The organism is Sorangium sp. So ce1335, from assembly GCF_051521615.1.
In the GTDB taxonomy this organism is placed as follows: domain Bacteria; phylum Myxococcota_A; class Polyangia; order Polyangiales; family Polyangiaceae; genus Sorangium.
In genome coordinates this window covers 11797901-11813325 of sequence record NZ_CP150363.1, presented here as the reverse complement: position 1 = coordinate 11813325, position 15425 = coordinate 11797901, and the positions used below count along the sequence as shown (strand labels likewise).

The 15425-nt window shown below is 70.4% G+C and carries 7 protein-coding genes; 1 reads left to right on the top strand and 6 read right to left on the bottom strand.

Features of this window, described 5'->3' with window-relative positions; all coding sequences use genetic code 11:
* Positions 1-7: 7 nt before the first annotated feature.
* The gene (locus WMF24_RS44125) at positions 8-6076 is read right to left on the bottom strand and encodes an AAA family ATPase (protein WP_437733486.1); all 6069 of its coding nucleotides are present in this window, start codon (positions 6074-6076) and stop codon (positions 8-10) included.
* Between the two features lie 178 nt (positions 6077-6254).
* Complete coding sequence (locus WMF24_RS44120) at positions 6255-8222, bottom strand: RecQ family ATP-dependent DNA helicase (protein ID WP_437733485.1); 1968 nt, start codon at positions 8220-8222, stop codon at positions 6255-6257.
* 106 nt (positions 8223-8328) lie between these two features.
* Here WMF24_RS44120 and WMF24_RS44115 point away from each other — a divergent pair, with 106 nt between their 5' ends.
* Positions 8329-9750, top strand: a complete 1422-nt coding sequence (locus WMF24_RS44115) for an IS701 family transposase (RefSeq protein WP_437733484.1) — start codon at positions 8329-8331, stop codon at positions 9748-9750.
* Between the two features lie 305 nt (positions 9751-10055).
* Here the strand turns inward: WMF24_RS44115 and WMF24_RS44110 are convergent, their stop codons facing one another.
* The 4 genes from WMF24_RS44110 to WMF24_RS44095 form a co-directional block, all read right to left on the bottom strand.
* Positions 10056-11495 carry a serine hydrolase domain-containing protein gene (locus WMF24_RS44110; RefSeq protein WP_437733483.1) on the bottom strand — a complete coding sequence of 480 codons (1440 nt, stop codon included), beginning with the start codon at positions 11493-11495 and terminating at the stop codon, positions 10056-10058.
* Between the two features lie 177 nt (positions 11496-11672).
* Positions 11673-13157, bottom strand: coding sequence for a hypothetical protein (locus tag WMF24_RS44105; RefSeq protein WP_437733482.1), 1485 nt, complete (start codon positions 13155-13157; stop codon positions 11673-11675).
* Between the two features lie 8 nt (positions 13158-13165).
* Positions 13166-13804 carry a hypothetical protein gene (locus WMF24_RS44100; protein ID WP_437733481.1) on the bottom strand — a complete coding sequence of 213 codons (639 nt, stop codon included), beginning with the start codon at positions 13802-13804 and terminating at the stop codon, positions 13166-13168.
* Positions 13794-15254, bottom strand: a complete 1461-nt coding sequence (locus WMF24_RS44095) for a hypothetical protein (protein ID WP_437733480.1) — start codon at positions 15252-15254, stop codon at positions 13794-13796. Before WMF24_RS44095 ends, WMF24_RS44100 begins: the two co-directional genes overlap by 11 nt.
* Positions 15255-15425: the final 171 nt, after the last annotated feature.

The following is a 15425-nucleotide window of genomic DNA, read 5'->3' as shown; positions in this document are numbered from 1 at the left end:
GCGTGCCCTAGTCGACGGATCCGGCCGGCGGGGCGCTGTCCGGTGGGCTCAGCGGGAGCTCCACCAGGAACGTCGCGCCCGCGCCCGGCTTGCTCTCCACCCGGATGGATCCGCCGTGCGACGCCACGATGGAGCGCGCGATGTACAGCCCGAGGCCGAGGCCGCCGAAGTTCCGCACCGACACCGCGCGCTCGAAGCGCTCGAAGATCCTGCCCTGATCGGCCTCCGCGATCCCGATCCCCTCATCCCGGACCACGAGCAGCGCGCGATCGGCCTGCCGCCGCACGCCGACAAGGATGGACCTGCCTGCGCCGTACTTCATCGCGTTCGACAGGAGGTTGATGACGACCTGCTCCAGGCGATCCGCATCCCACTGCCCGACCACGGGCGCCCCCAGATCCAGCTGCGTCCGGCAGCGCGACGCCGCGAGCTGCGGGCGCATCCGCTCGACGATCTCGCCCGCCAACGCTGCCAGGTCGACCGGCGCCCGCGCGAGCGGAAGCCGCCCGGCGTGCAGCCTCGTGACGTCGAGCAATTCGTCCACCAGTCGCCCGAGCCGCGACGTCTGGCGGTCGAGGACCTGGAGCATCGCCTCGATCCGCGCCGGGGGGACGTCCGCGAGCGCGCGGCGGCGCAGCAGTCGCTCGAAGCTCTGCGCCTGCATCTGCAGCGAGGTCAGCGGGGTCTTGAGCTCGTGAGACGCGACGACGAGGAACTCGTCCCGCCGCTGGATCGCCTCCTGGGCCTCGGCGTACAGGCGGACGCTGTCGAGCACGAGCCCCGCGCGGCGCCCCAGCTCCTCGGCCAGCCGCAGATCGGCGGGGCCATAACGGCGCTCGGGCGCGGTCGCCAGCAGGGTCATGACGCCGAAGTACCGGTCGCGCGCGAGCAGCGGAACCCGCAGGAACGCGTGGACGCCGAGCCGCTCCCAGGGTGGCCTGACCCGCGGGTCGAGCGAGCGCACCTGCTGTACCAGCGGCGCGGCGCGGCCATCCTCCGCCTCGGATCCGGCCGGCGGCGCTCCTGCCAGGGCGCGCATCGCGTCCTTCAGCGCTCCCAGCTGCTCGCCGGGCACCCCGGCGACGGCCGTCGGGCCCGGTGTCCCGTCCCCCGAGAGCACCTCGACGACGCACCGATCCGAGAGATCGGGCACCGGGAGCTGCGCCACGCTCTCGAAGGTGGCGCTGTACCCCAGCGTCATCAGCTTGCGGCTCGCCTCGGCCAGGAACCGCTCGGCCTGCTCGGCCCGCTTGCGCTCGGTGATGTCGGTGGAGATGCCGCAGACCACGCCGGGCATGCCCCCCTCGCCGAGAGGGAACTTGATCGACAGGAACGTGTGCAGCCCGTCCTCCAGCGGCACCGTCTCCTCCGACTCGATCGGCGCTCCCGTCTCGAGCACCTTCCGCTCGTGCTCGCGGACCATCTCGGCGATGGGAGCAGGGAAGAGGTCGGCATCGGTCTTCCCGAGGAGCTGCTCGCTCGGCACGCCCAGGAGGGCGCCTACCTGCCGGTTGGCGAGCAGGAACCGACCCTCGTGATCCTTGACGTAGATGCTCGCCGCCGAGTTGTCGAGGATGGCCTGGAGCATCTCCTGATTGGCCTTGAGCGCCTGCTCCGCCCGCCGGCGCTCGGCGTTCTCCTGCTCCACCTCGGCATAGAGCATCGCGTTCTCCAGCGAGATCGCCGACTGCGAGGCGAGCAGCTCGACGACGCTGAGCCGCCCGGGGGTGAACGCCCCGGTGGCGAGGTTGTTCTCCAGATAGAGCAGGCCGATGAGCCGGGCCTGGCGCACGATCGGGAGGCACAGCGCCGATCTCGGGCGCTTTCGCCGGAAGTACTCGTCCTCCATGAAGGGGTGCCGGGCCGCGGCGTCGTCGAGCAGCACGCGCTCGTGGCTCCGGCGAACATAGTTGAGGACGGACTGCGGCAGCGCAGCCGGAGGCGCCTCGCCCGCGTCGAGCAGCCGCACCGCGCCCCCTGGGTCCTCGATCGCCGCGATCCAGAGCTGCTCATCCCGGACCAGGAGGACACAGCCCTCCTCGGCGCCCGCGTGCTCGACCACGATGCGAAGCAGCATCTCGAGCAGCCGCGAGAGCTTGAGCTCGCCGGAGATGCTCTGCGCGGCCTTCACCACCGAAAGGACGTCGAACTGCTCGGCCCGTACGGCGAAGGTGACGGTGGGGGCGATCGGCTTGCGCGGGGCGAGGTGGGGGTAGCGCCGATCGAGCTGCTCCACCTTGGCGTGGGCGCCCCAGCGGAAGTAGCCGGCGCGGGCGTCTCGCAGGTAGCTGTCGGCGGGCGTCGCGAGGCCGCGCGCACGACAGAACTGCGCGGCGAGCTCGCAGGCGATGGCCTCGTGCTGGACGAAGCCACCCTCGCGCGCCGCCGCGATGGCCTGCTCGTAGAGCCGGCTGGCCTCCGGCTCGCGCCCCAGGAGCCGGGCGATCTCGGCGCGGACCAACGCGTGCTTGTGAAGGTAGTTGTCGGGGCCGCTCCTGGCCCACTCGCCGAGCTGCCGCTCGCACGCGACGAGCTCCTCGGGGAGCACCCACGGCGGGGATGGCTGCGCCTCGTCCGCGCCGTCACAGAGGGCCGCGAGCGCGAGCGCGCGATAATAGAAGCTCTCGGCGATGAGCGCGTGCGGCCCGACCCTGGGGGGGTGCTCGGCGATCGCGCGGGTCGCCGCCGCGAGCGCCTCTCGGTGAGAGCCGAGCACGAAGAGCGCCTGCGCCTTCAAGCTGTGATAGAAGTCGCGCGCGGTCTCCAGCTCCCCCCCCTCCTCCAGCCGCGCCTCGAAGGCCGGCGGATCCAGCTCGGACCCGTCCGGCATCGAGAGGCGGACCGGCCTCCCGCGCAGCGCCTGGATGATGGCGTGGCCGCCCAGGAGGGCGTTGTGCGCGAACGTGTAGCCGACCCTGCGGACGAAGCCGAGGCGCTCTTCGACCTCGTGGAGCACGTCCTCCAGCGGCTCGCCAGCGAGCAGCGGGAACAGCGCGGCCCAGATGCCGTTGAGGCACGCGTTGTTCACATCACCGGACTCGACCGCGGCGCAGAAGCCGTCGCGCGTATAGGGATACGTCTCTCGGTAGTGGCGTGTCCAGAACACGACATAGTGTCCGAAGAGGATGACCACCACCGATTTCGTGGTGAGGAGACCGCTCCTGTCCGCCAGGTCGTGGCCGAGCCTGCCGAACAGGTAAGCCTCACGATATCGCCCGAACCTCGAGCTCATCACCATCGCGAAGGCGGCGTACGCGACGGCGGAGTGCTCGGCGTTGCCGTGGCGCAGGCTGAGCTTGACCATGCGCATGACGGCGAGGTGGTACAGGTTCACGTCCACGAAGAACGAAGGGAGGGACACGCTCTGCAGCACGCCCATCGTGATCTTGATCTCCGGGTGCGTCATGGGGGGCAGGTGGATCAAGCCCTCGATGGCCCGATCGCCCAGGGCCTGCCAGACGCTCTCGGTCTCCTCCTCGATCTGCGCGTCGGTGGGGTGGACCGGCAGATCGACGTCGCACGCGCGGAGGCACGAGAGCCCGATCTCCACCGCGCGCGCGTAGTGCCCGCGGGTGACGTTCAGCGCGGCGACGAGCTCGACGACGGCGGCCGTCTCGTGCCGGGTCCTCGCGCGATCCATGAGCTCTTCCAGGCGCCGCTCGGCTTCATCGAAGCTGCCGGTGATGTACGCGATGTGCGCGCGCTCGAAGGTCAGGCCGTAGGTGAGCTCGTGACGTGTCTCCCAGGAGGCCGGCGCGAGCAGGGAGAGGCCAGCCGCGAAGAGCGCGGCGGCGGAGTGGAAGGCCGCGGCCGCCTTGGCCTTCCTGCCGGCGCGGAGGTTCAGCGCGGCGACCTCCTCCTGCTCCGCCTGGGAACGCAGGAGCGTGGCGCCGCGGTTGAGGTGGCCGACGACGTCGAAGAGCGCGTCGTCGCGCTCCTCGGCGCGCTGCGCCGAGAGGAGCAGCCGCCCGATCCGGAGGTGTGTCTCGGCGAGCTGTCCCGCCGGGATGAGCGAGTGAGCGGCTTGCTGCACCCGATCATGGAGGAATCGATAGGCGCCGTCCCGGCGGAGGAGCAGCCCCTCCCGCACGGCCTCCTCGAGCGCGTCGCGGAGCTCGGCCGCCGGACGGCCCGCGACCACCGCGAGCGTGTCGAGCTCCAGGCTGCTGCCGAGGCACGCGGCGAGCGTGAGGGCGTCCCGCGTCGGATCCGAGAGCCGCTTCAGCTTGCCCGCCATCAGCTCGACGACGTTGTCGGTGAACTCCTTGTCCCGGATCGCGGCGATGTCCCACCGCCACCCGCCCTCCTCCGCGTCGAAGGTGATGAGCCCCTCCTGATGCAGCGCGATCAGGAACTGGAGCACGAAGAACGGGTTGCCGCCGGTCTTCTCATACACCAGCCGCGAGAGCGGCTCGGCCTGCTCTGCGGGCGCGTGCGGCGCGTGGACCGCCTCGGCGACGAGCGCCCCGACGTGGGTGGCCGAGAGCGGCTCGAGGACGAGCTCGGAGACAGCGGCGCCGCGCTTCCGCGTCTCGGCCAGCGCGAGCCGCAGCGGGTGTGCGGGGCCGACCTCGTTGTCGCGGTAGGCGCCGATCAGCAGGAGGCGCTCGGACCCGGCGTAGGTGGCGAGCTGCTCGAGCAGCTGGAGGCTTCCCGCGTCGGCCCACTGCAGGTCGTCGAGGAAGAGCGCCACGGGGTGCTCCTTCTGGGCGCACGCCGAGACGAAGCGCCGGAGCGTCGCGTGCAGCCGGCTCTGGGCCTCGGCCGGCGGCAGCTCGGGCACGGGCGGCTGGGGGCCGAGGAGCAGCGTGAGCTCGGGGAGCACGTCGGCGAGCAGCCTGCCGTTCTGGCCGAGGGCCTCCCGGAAACGCTGTCTCCAGCGCTCGACCTGCTCCTCGCTCGCGCGGAGGATCTCCTGAAAGAGCGCCCGGAACGCCTGATGGAAGGCGCGGTAGGGGACGTCCCTCGTGGCCTGATCGAACTTGCCGGAGAGGAAGAAGCCCCGCTCCCTCACCACCGGCCGCTGCAGCTCCGCGACGAGCGACGACTTGCCGATGCCCGAGTAGCCCGACACGAGCACGAGCTCTGGCCGGCCCTGCGCCACCACCCGCTCGAACACGGCGAGCAGCGCCTCCACCTCGCGCTCGCGCCCGTACAGCCGCTGCGGCACCTGGAACCGGTCCGAGAGGTCGCGCTGACCGAGCGCGAAGGGCGGAATGGCGCCGCTCGCCCGCCACCTCGCGAAGCACTCGTCGAGGTCGTGCCGCAGGCCGGCCGCGCTCTGGTAACGCTCCTCGGCGGCCTTGCTGAGCAGCTTGAGCACGAGCTCCGACAGGAGCGGGGGAATCGAGGGGACGAGCGCGCGCGGCGGGGCCGGCTTCTGCGCGATATGGCAATAGATCCACGCGACCGGATCGCCGGCCTGGAACGGCAAGGTGCCCGTCAGCATCTCGTACAAGACGACGCCCAGGGCGTAGAGATCGGTCCGCTCGTCGACCCAGCGGTTCATCCGGCCCGTCTGCTCCGGGGCCATGTAGGCCAGGGTCCCCTCGATGAGCCCGATGTGCTCGAGGTGCTGGAGCTCGCGGGGTATCCGGGACGCGATCCCCAGGTCGGTGATCTTCACCTCGCCGGTGGCGGGGTTGAGGAGCACGTTCTGAGGCTTGATGTCCTTGTGGACGACGCCGTGCCGATGCAGCCCGGCGAGCGCCTCGACCACGCGGAGGGCGAGGGGGAAGAAGCGCTCGAGCGGCATCGGCCCCCTCTGGAGCCGATCGAGCGACACGCCGCCGAAATCCTCCAGGATCAGCGCCGGCTGATCGCCGAGCATGTCGAGCCCATAGGGCGTGACGATGGCGGTGGTGTCGAGCGCCCGAGCGACCTCGTATTCGTGGCGCAGCCGCTCGCGGGCGCGAGAGCTCGCGTGGTCGCGCCGGAGGACCTTGAGCACCACGGGACGGCCGTCGTCCTCGCGTACACCCCGGTAAAGGACGGTGTCCGACCCCTCGTAGAGGACCTCGATGATGGCGAAACGGGACGAAGGCCCGTGATCGGACGAGACGGGATTGGTGCCCACGGGAGCCCTGATGCCGGTGACGCGCGACCCATGCTGCCATGGCCGGCGCGCGTCGCCAGCGCTTTGCCCCGGGGAATCCGGCCGATCGCGACGGTTCGCCCCCGCGGGACCTGAGGAGCCCTGGCCTCCTCACTTCCCGCCGGCTCCGCCGATCAGGCCGGGGCGGCGCCGGCCTTTTTCAGGTCGCCGCTGCGGCGCCGGCGAGGCGGGGGAGCCCTGCGCACCAGTCGAGCACCTCGGCGAACCGGCGCGTGATGAGGACGCCGAAGAGCGGATGGCGCGCGAGCTTGGCGTGGGTGGTCGCCGGGCTCGAGAGGCCGCAGAGGAAGCGCGCCGCCTGGCGAGGATGGCCCAGGGCGCCCGGGTGCGCCGCGCGCAGCGCCGTGAACGCGGCGACGTCGAGCCCCACCGGCATCGGCGGCGCGTGCGCCGGCTCCGGCACCGTCACGGCGACGCCGGTGCGGCAGAAGGTGCAGCGCCCGCACGCGGCGTCGAGGCGCTCGCCGAAGTACGCGGCGAGCGCGGCGGCGTGACAGCGCGCCGAGGTGAGCAGCTCGATCACCTGCCGCACGCGCCCGATCTCGGCGTCCTCGCGCTTCGCGAAGCGCGCGAGGAGCTCGCCGACGAGGGCGCCCGCGTCGCCCGTCGAGGCGACGCGCACGAAGCGGTGCCGGATGTCCGACGCCTTGAGCTCCGCGAGCCCCTGCCGCTCGAGGTACTCGAGCGCGCGCACCACCCGCTCGCGCGGCTGCTCCAGCGCGGCGGCGGCGGCCGCCGGGTCGATCGCGTACAGGACTCGCCCCTTCCTCGCATGGCCGAAGAGCGCCTCGAGGAACCGCGCCGGCTCGCCCTTCACCGACGCGATGACCTCCTCGAGCCTGCGGTGGAGCCGCACCTCGTAGCCGGCGTAGTACGGCGTGAGCTGCCGGACCGCGCCCATCAGCTCGAGGTAGGTCAGCGCGGTGCGGAGCACGAGCGGCCGGACGTCGTGGCGCGCCCCCAGCGCGTGCAGGCCGAGCTCCACCTGGGGCGCGGCGAGCACGGCGCCGACCACCCCGCGGAGCGCGTCCTCGGTCGGCGTGTCGCCGTAGGCGAAGTTCTCGAGGACCGGCAGATCGTCGCCGCACACGAAGACCTCGACCACCGAATGCGCCTGATCCCTGCCGGCGCGGCCGATCTCCTGACTGTAACTCTCGAGGCTCTTCGGGAGATTGTAATGGTCGACATAACGCACGTCGGGCTTGTCGATCCCCATCCCGAACGCGATGGTGGCGACAACGACGCCGCGGTCGCTCTGCATCCAGTCGTCCTGCACGCGCGCGCGCGCCGCCGCCTCCATCCCGGCGTGGTACGCGCGCGCCGGCAGCCCCGCAGAAGCGAGCTTGTCGGCCACGTGCTCGGCGGTCTTCTGGAGCGTGACATAGACGATGGTGGAGCCGGGCGGCCGGGAGCGCAGGCGCTCGACGAGGACCCGGTCGCGCGCGGTCGCGCTCACCGCCGTCGCGCGGAGCTCGAGGTTCGGTCGGTAGAAGCCGGTGATGACCGTGTGCTCCTCGCGGATGCCGAACGTGGCGCACACGTCGCGCACGACCCCGGGCGTCGCGGTGGCCGTCAACGCGAGCACGCGCGGCACGCCGAGCGCCCGGGCGGTGTCCGCGAGCCTCAGGTAGTCGGGGCGGAAGTTGTGCCCCCACTCGGAGATGCAGTGGGCCTCGTCCACCGCGAAGAGGGCGATCTTGAGATCTTTCAGGAGCGCCATGAACCGCTCGCTCACGAACCGCTCGGGGGCGACATAGAGCAGCTTCGTCTTGCCCGAGCGCAGATCCCTGTGCGCCTCCGCCGCGTCGTCGGCCGACAGCGACGAGTCGAGCCGGACCGCGGCGATGCCGCGCGCGCCGAGGAAGTCGATCTGATCCTTCATCAGCGCGATCAGCGGAGAGATGACGATCGTGACCCCGTCGAGCAGGAGCGCGGGGAGCTGATAGCAGAGCGATTTGCCGCCGCCTGTGGGGAAGACCGCGAGCGCGCTGTGGCCCGAGAGCAAGGCATCCATGACGGCGCGCTGGCCCGGGCGGAGCTCGCGGAAGCCGAAGCGCGCCTCGAGGACGTCGAGCAGATCGGGGCCGGATTGTGTGGGCTGGTTCAAGGGGGCATCCTACACCTCGCTCGCGCCGAGGCACACCCCGCCGTGGCGCGCGGCTAGTACTACAGCCGCACCTCGACATCGATCTGGTTGGACCCAGGATCCGCCCATGGTTCCGGGGGCAAGCGGGCTGCCAGCAGCGGCCGCGTGGGACGCGCTGGCAGCAGATTTTGAGGCATTTCACGCGCGATTCGCGGGGCTGTTTGCGCGCAGCGAGCCGCGCGAGCAGGCGATCAAGTACGTGCGCTCGCTGATGGGGCCGGCGGCGCGGCGGAACGGTTGGCAGCTGGCCGAGGCCATCGGGGATCCGACGCCCGATCGCGTGCAGCGGCTGCTGTACAGTGCGGACTGGAGCGCGGATGCGGCGCGCGATCTCCTGATGGACTTCACGATCGAGCAGTTCGGCGATCCGCAGGGCATCGGCGTGCTGGACGAAACGGGCTTCCTCAAGAAAGGCACCAAGTCCGTCGGCGTGGCGCGGCAATACAGTGGGACGGCAGGCAAGATCGAGAACTGCCAGATCGGTGTGTTCCTCAGCTACAACGGCCCACGTGGACATGTGCTCCTTGATCGTCGTCTTTACTTGCCAGAATCGTGGTGCAGCGATCCGGAGCGGAGGCAGGACGCTCACGTTCCGGAGGATGTCGCGTTCCGGACCAAGCCGCAGCTGGCGATGCAGATGCTGCATGGCGCCTGGCAGCGAGGTGTACCGATGGCGTGGGTCGCTGGCGATGAAGTCTACGGCGACGACCCTGTGCTTCGCGACGGCATCGCCGCGCAGGGCCATCGGTATGTTCTCGCGGTCGTCTCGAGCACGCCGGTGTGGCCCGAGCGACCCGAGGTCGCAGAGCCCCCTACCGAACGCGAACACCCTCGTGGTCCGCTCCGCACGCGCACTCGTCTTGCACCGGGGGCGCCGCACGCCTCCACCGTGGCCAAGGTGGTGGCCCAGTGGTCTCCGAAGCAATGGCATCGCCTCGCCATCCATCAAGGCGAGAAGGGACCCATCGAGTACGACTGGGCCTGCGCGCGCGTCGTCGACAGCCGTCGGCGCTTGCCGGCCGACGACGTCTGGCTACTGGCCCGCCGTTCTGTTTCGAAGCCGTCGGACGTGGCCTACTACCTGTCCAACGCCGGAGCCGACACGCCGCTGACAACGCTCGCGCACGTGGCCTCCACGCGCTACACGATCGAGCAGTGCTTCGAGGAGGCGAAGGATGACGTCGGCCTCGACCACTACGAGGTCCGCTCGTGGCCGAGCTGGCATCGGTACATCACGCTCGGGATGATGGCCCTGGCGTGGTTGGCTTTCGTGCGCGCGAAGCTTCCCGCGGAGGGCGCCTTCCCGTACGCCCCGGCGATGAACCCCGAACTCGTGCCCAAAGCGACGCGCCCGGGACCGGGGAAAAACGTCAAGCCCATGCAGAAGACGGCGCTTGACACGTCGGGGAAAAAAAGCCTGCCGCGCCCGAAGAAAGCGACGGTCCGCCGACGCTGGCGCCCTGGAGCATTCCCGAAGTCCGCCGCCTGATGGAGCTGGTACTTCCGCTGCCCGCCCATTCGCCCGAGTTCCGCTGGGCATGGTCGAGGTGGCGACGCCGAAAACGCGCCCAGGCTCGCGCCTGTTGCTACCGGCGCCGCCGCAACCGGCCGAGCGCTCGCGCCCGGGCTCCCTAGCCGCGGCTGTAGTACTAGAACAACGATCACGTTGAGCGAGCGAGAAATGAACCGCCAAGACGCCAAGGACGCCAAGAAGAAGACAATGTCTTGGCGTCTTTGGCGTCTTGGCGGTTCGAAGTTCTGCTCGTTTCAGGCGGGTTCAACCCGTTTGCTGCTCTAGGCGACGTCGGGCCGTGTCATCAGCGGCGAGCGCAGGTGCAGCCTCAGGTCGGAGGTGGTCAGGGGCAGCGTGACCCAGGTGGCCGTCGCGGTCCCGGCGTCGGCGTCGACCGCCACCCGGACCCGGTGCGGGCTGGTGATGACGTGGAGCTCGGCGACGAACGCCCTGCCCTGCCAGGCGCCGGACGCGACGACGGGCCGGCCGAGCGGCGAGCTCTCCCGCCAGGCACCGTGGCCCACCTCGAGGTCGAGGAGCGACCCGAGTCGCAGGAGCCACCCGCCGTCGGCCGGCTCGACGACCACCGTGGTTCCGTCGGGCAGGGCCGAGCTCTCGGCGGAGGCGTCGAGCCGCGCCGTGACGGGGCGCTGCGGGCCGGCCGAACCCCGTACCTGCGCGAGGGACAGGCCTCCCAGCCGGTCGGCGAGGAGCTCGTCGTCGTGCGCGCCGTCCGGATGGCCGACGCCGGGGAGCAGGCACTCCCCTATGGCGTCGAGCACGTCCTGCGCGTGCTGGACGGCCTGCTGGGCGCCGGTCACGGCGACCACCAGGTCATGCGAAGGGACGACCACGCAGTGCTGACCGAAGGCGCCCTTGCCGTGATAGCCGTGGCGCGACATCCAGAACTGGTAGCCGTAGCCGCAGAGGAAGTCGGGGCCGTCGTCTCCCTCCGCCTGGTGCCGGCCGTCGATCTGCCGGCTGGTCGCGAGCTCCACCCACGCGCGGGGGACGAGCTGCTGCCCCTTCCAGAGACCGTCGCGCAGCAGCAGCTCGCCGAAGGCGGCGACGGCTTCGGTCCGCAGGTGCAGACCGTGGAACCCGAAGGCGGCGCCGCTCGCGACGCGGTCCCACTCGGCGTCCTCGATTCCCATCGGCTTGAAGAGGCGCTCGTCGAGCAGCTCGGGGAGCCCGACGCCGGTGACCCGCTCCACCATCCGGGCCAGGATGAAGGTGGTGGCGTTGTCGTAGGTGTGCCGCGTTCCCTCGGGCGCGTCGAACGGCACGCGCAAGAAGCCCTTCACGAGGTCGTGAGGTTCCAGCCTCCAGGCCTTGGTGAGGCTGTCCGTGTCGTGTCCGGCCGTCATGGAGAGCAGGTGGTGAACGGTGATGCGGCGCCCCTGCTCCGAGACATCGGAGGGGACGTGGTCGGGCAGGACGTCCACCACCCGGTCGCCCAGCGCGAGCAGCCCGTCGGCGATCGCGAGCCCCACGGCGATCGACGTGAACGACTTGGTCAGCGAGTAGAGAAGGTGCGGGCGCTCGGCCGAGTACGGCGCCCACCACCCTTCGGCGACGACGTGCCCGCGGTGGACGACCATCACGGAGTGGCACTCGACGGAGCGGTCCTCGAGGCGGTCCAGCATCGCGGCGATCGAACGGGACGACACGCCCGAGGCGGCCGGGGTCGAACGCGGCAGCAGCGCACGCTGAGACGACATCCCGGCACCATAGCCGCACGTGGGCGCCATGATGGAGGATTTGTCGAACGCCTTCACACCGGGCCTCCAGCGTCGCGGGGTCGAGTCAGGCCTCGATGAGGGCGATCACGTTCCCGGAGGGGTCTGCGACCATCCGGTCGTCGGTCCCTGGGACGGGCGCTGCTGCATGACGCGAGATCAACCTCGCAGCGCGGTCACCGCAGGCAGCCCGCTGCCAGAGGTGTCGACGCGCATCACGTCGAGGATCCCGCTGAAGATCTCCGCCTCGCTGGTCTGCCGCCCCCTGTCCGGCGCGCCCGTCGTCGGATCGAACCCATAGGTCAGGCCCGTATCCGGATCGACGCCGCCGAGGACGCGATTCCCCTTGAGCATCGGCGACACCAGCAGAACGCCGTTGTTCAGATCGTGCGAGCTGCCGAATTCGTCCTGCCCCCCGACCCGGGCCCTCGTGCGCCCGAACTCGGTGGCGACATAGATCAGCGTGCGGTCCCACAGCGATGCGCCGCTGTCGTCGGCCGGCGTCTGCTCGAGCAGCCCGATGAGCGCGTCGGTCACCTTCAGGATCCGGGTCCACATCACGGCCTGCATCGAACGATGGTAATTGTGAGAGTAGTCGAAGGCGACCGGCGCATTGACGAGACTGCTGGAGCTCTCGTCGATGAGGACGCGGGTGGTCGGCCAGATGGTCGCCGTCACGCAGACCTGGTTCTTGAACAACAGATAGGCCAGGGCCGCTTGCGCCTCCAGAGGATCGGCGTCGAGCTGCGGGAAAGCCTCTCGCAGCATCGCCGCTTCAGGGGATGACTCGACGTTGTAGTCCGAGAGCGGGTAGTCTCTCGAATCCTGCAAGAGGCACAGCTTCTCGAGGAGACCGCGAGCTTCGAGGTTCGTCCGCGCCTTCGCGCGCTGCGCGGCCCACAGCCGGAGCGGCTCGGCCTGGCCAAACGCCTGGAGGAACGGGCTCTGCGGCTCGATCTGCTCGTCGCGCAGCCGCCGGGCCGCGTCGAGCAGCGATGCCGACGGCGCCGCCTTGATGCCCTTGCGCGCGTCGAGCCCGAGGGACCAGGTCGAGGGCTGGGCGATCAGCTCCGAGAAGCAGTGCGACGGCAGCGTCTCATCGTGGCCCCGATCCGCGAAGCCTCCAGACGTCATGTTGATGTTTGGAATGGGGAAGTCGTCGCCGTACTCCTTCGCCACACACTCCTGCAGGGTGCGCCCACGCCACGCCTCGTTGCCCGTGATCGAGCGGCGCTGACCGACGAAATGATTGACGCTCGATCCCGTCAGCGTCGCCACGAGCATCTGCTCGCGGTGGGCCTGTACGAACGGCGACTGCTTCGCCCGCAGCGGAAAGGGGAACGGACCCGCCGTCGGTCGCTCGAGGTCGACCGCGCGCAGCGGCGAGCCGTCGAAGCCCTTCACCTCGTCGTCGGGGAACGCGTTGATCGTCTCCCAGCGCGCCGACTCGCTGTGGCGCACGGCGAGCATGCTGTCGACGATGGAGGCGCCGCCATGAGCGCCTATGACGAGCAGGTAGCGCGGCGGTATGCCCGCCGCGCGGCCGCGGGATGAGACGAGGCTGGAGACGCCGAGCGCCCCGCCCGCCGCGACACCCCACTGGAGAAGCTGTCGCCGCCCGATCTTGGATTGGACTGATTTCATGGCGCTCCTCAGTAGAAAAGAAACTCGGTGCTCGTCACGACGGCGAGGCAGGACAGCGTCGCCCAGCCCGTCTCCGCCTCGGCGGCGTCGGGGCCCTCCGCCAGGGCCTTCGCATAGAGCGACTCGAAGCCGTCGCGCTCGCGCGCCCCCGGCGGCCGCCCGAGCGCGGCGGCGTAGAGCGCATCGAGGCTCGCCGCGCGGCCCTCGGAGGTCGCCACGTCGCGCCAGATCAGGGGATTTGCCTCGCCTCCGGCCACGTCCCGCTCAGCGCGTCGACGGCAGGCTTGAAGGGCAATGCGCTCGACGATGAGCGTCGTGCTCAGCCCGGTCGTGGGGGACGGTTTGAAGATCTGGTTCCGATACGGGTCGAGGCCGCCGAGCGCCACCGTGTGGACGCTCTCCGAGCACGACATCGCGCCGAACTCGTTGCACACCTCTCCCGCGTCGAGCTGGAGGAGCTGCGCCAGGTCGTTGCGCAGGCGCGTCCCGCCCTTCCAGTGCACGCGGGGGTTCCGTGAAGCGTGCTGCGTCGCGGGCGCCGGCTCGCGCTCGGGGTCGTCGCCGGCGCACGACGCGGCAGAGACGGCGAGGACGAGCGCGAGCGACCGCGCCGCGGCGAAGAAGAGCGTCGAGAGATCACGGTACACCGAAGGCCTCCGTGCGAACGAGGTCGCGCAACATGGGTTCGATGGCGAAGGCGTGCTCGGTCCGGAATGCCTGGACCAGCGCGTCGAAGGTGGCGAGCTCCGCGCCGGACGGCTCGGCGTGGAAGAACACCTGCCAGTAGTCAGAGACGCGGGAACTCGCGAACTCCTGGCTGTTTGTCGCGACTTCGGCCCACTCGGTCAGCGAGCTCACGGGTCCCCCGAGCAGCATCCCTGCCTCTGGCATCGCGCTGACGCCCGGGAGCGAGGCTTCATAGGAGTCCTCGAGTCGGGTCGGCAGGTAACGGCCTTTTTCGCCCAGGTTGGTGACGGTCACGCCGTCGTAGCGGCTGAACGGATAGCTGAGCGGATCGAGGGTCGAGTGGCAGCCGGCGCAGGTCGGGGCGGCGACGCCCGAGTAGTCGTAGTCGGCGGGCTCGCCGGGAACGGGGTGGAGGCCTTCGCCCAGCGCGATGTCGAGGCCGAGGTAGGCTCGGTAGGCCTGGGCGGCGGCGGTGCGCGGCAGCGCCGTGAACATGTTGTTGAACAGCAGAAACCAACGTGTGGTCAGCATGCCGGCGCGGCGCTCGGTCGGCATGTTCTGCCTGCTCGGGAGGTCGTCGACCGGCTTGTACACGGAGCGCCCGTCGACGATCAGACGCTGGACATAGTAACGGGCGTTCAGCAGATCACGGCTATCGTGGCCATCGATCTGCGTATAGACGAAGAGGGCATAATCGGGGAAGTAGTCGAAGTCCTCTTCGCTTGTGTAGTGGCCGTCGGTGTTCTCTTCTGGCTCATCGACGAAGATGGCGGGCCGGATCTTGGCGTGAGCGATGTTCCACACCACGCCGTCGCGCCCTCGCCAGAACTCGCTTTGCATGCAGGTGGTCAGCGCGTCCGCGACGGCATCCGGCTGCAGCTCGAGCGGGGTGTCGGCCATGGCCGCGAGCTCCGCGGGCGTCGGCGATCGACCGCACGCCTCGAGCGTGACCTTGCGCAGCGCATAGCGACCGTCATAGCGGCACACGTCATAGGTCGTGGAGGCCTCCGCGGGTCCGCAGGTCGCCTCGCTCGCCGGAGCGCTGGCCGCGTCTCCCGGGGACGTGCCCGCCGCGATCTCGTCGCTGTTGGACGCGCCGTCCCTGTCCGAGTCGCGATCCTCCACGGCGGCGAGCGCCTCGGGCAACGCGTCCGCGAACGTCTCGTCCGACGTCGATGGGCTCGAGAAGGCCGACCGCACATCGTCGCCATAAGCGTTCCAGGCGACAGGCGCTTCCGTGCGGGTATGGCACAAGGAGCAATCGACGCGGCTGGCCGCGCACAGCCGGGCGTCAGGATAGCTCTCGCAGAACAGTTGAATCGCTGGAGGCCGGGCGGACGCGTCACCGCCGCTGAGCAGCGCGGTGAGCACGACCGCCGTGGCGACCAGGCTCGAATGGCCAGGTCTCATGCGCTGAAGGTTGGCTCTCCGGGGACACCGTGCCAGGACGCCAGACGTCAAAATGAGGACCGGATGCGCCAGTCGGTCCGGGAGCCGCCCGCTCTCGCTCGCCTTTCGACGGGAGGTCTTGAGAGGTGCTCCAGGAACCAGCGCCTGGCACGGAGCGCAGCCTGCACGCCC

Bases quoted from the DNA above. Each gene is read 5' to 3' on its own strand.
- WMF24_RS44115 (WP_437733484.1), top strand. From the start codon at position 8,329: ATGGTTCCGGGGGCAAGCGGGCTGCCAGCAGCGGCCGCGTGGGACGCG.
- WMF24_RS44105 (WP_437733482.1), bottom strand. From the start codon at position 13,157: ATGAAATCAGTCCAATCCAAGATCGGGCGGCGACAGCTTCTCCAGTGG.
- WMF24_RS44110 (WP_437733483.1), bottom strand. From the start codon at position 11,495: ATGTCGTCTCAGCGTGCGCTGCTGCCGCGTTCGACCCCGGCCGCCTCG.
- WMF24_RS44095 (WP_437733480.1), bottom strand. From the start codon at position 15,254: ATGAGACCTGGCCATTCGAGCCTGGTCGCCACGGCGGTCGTGCTCACC.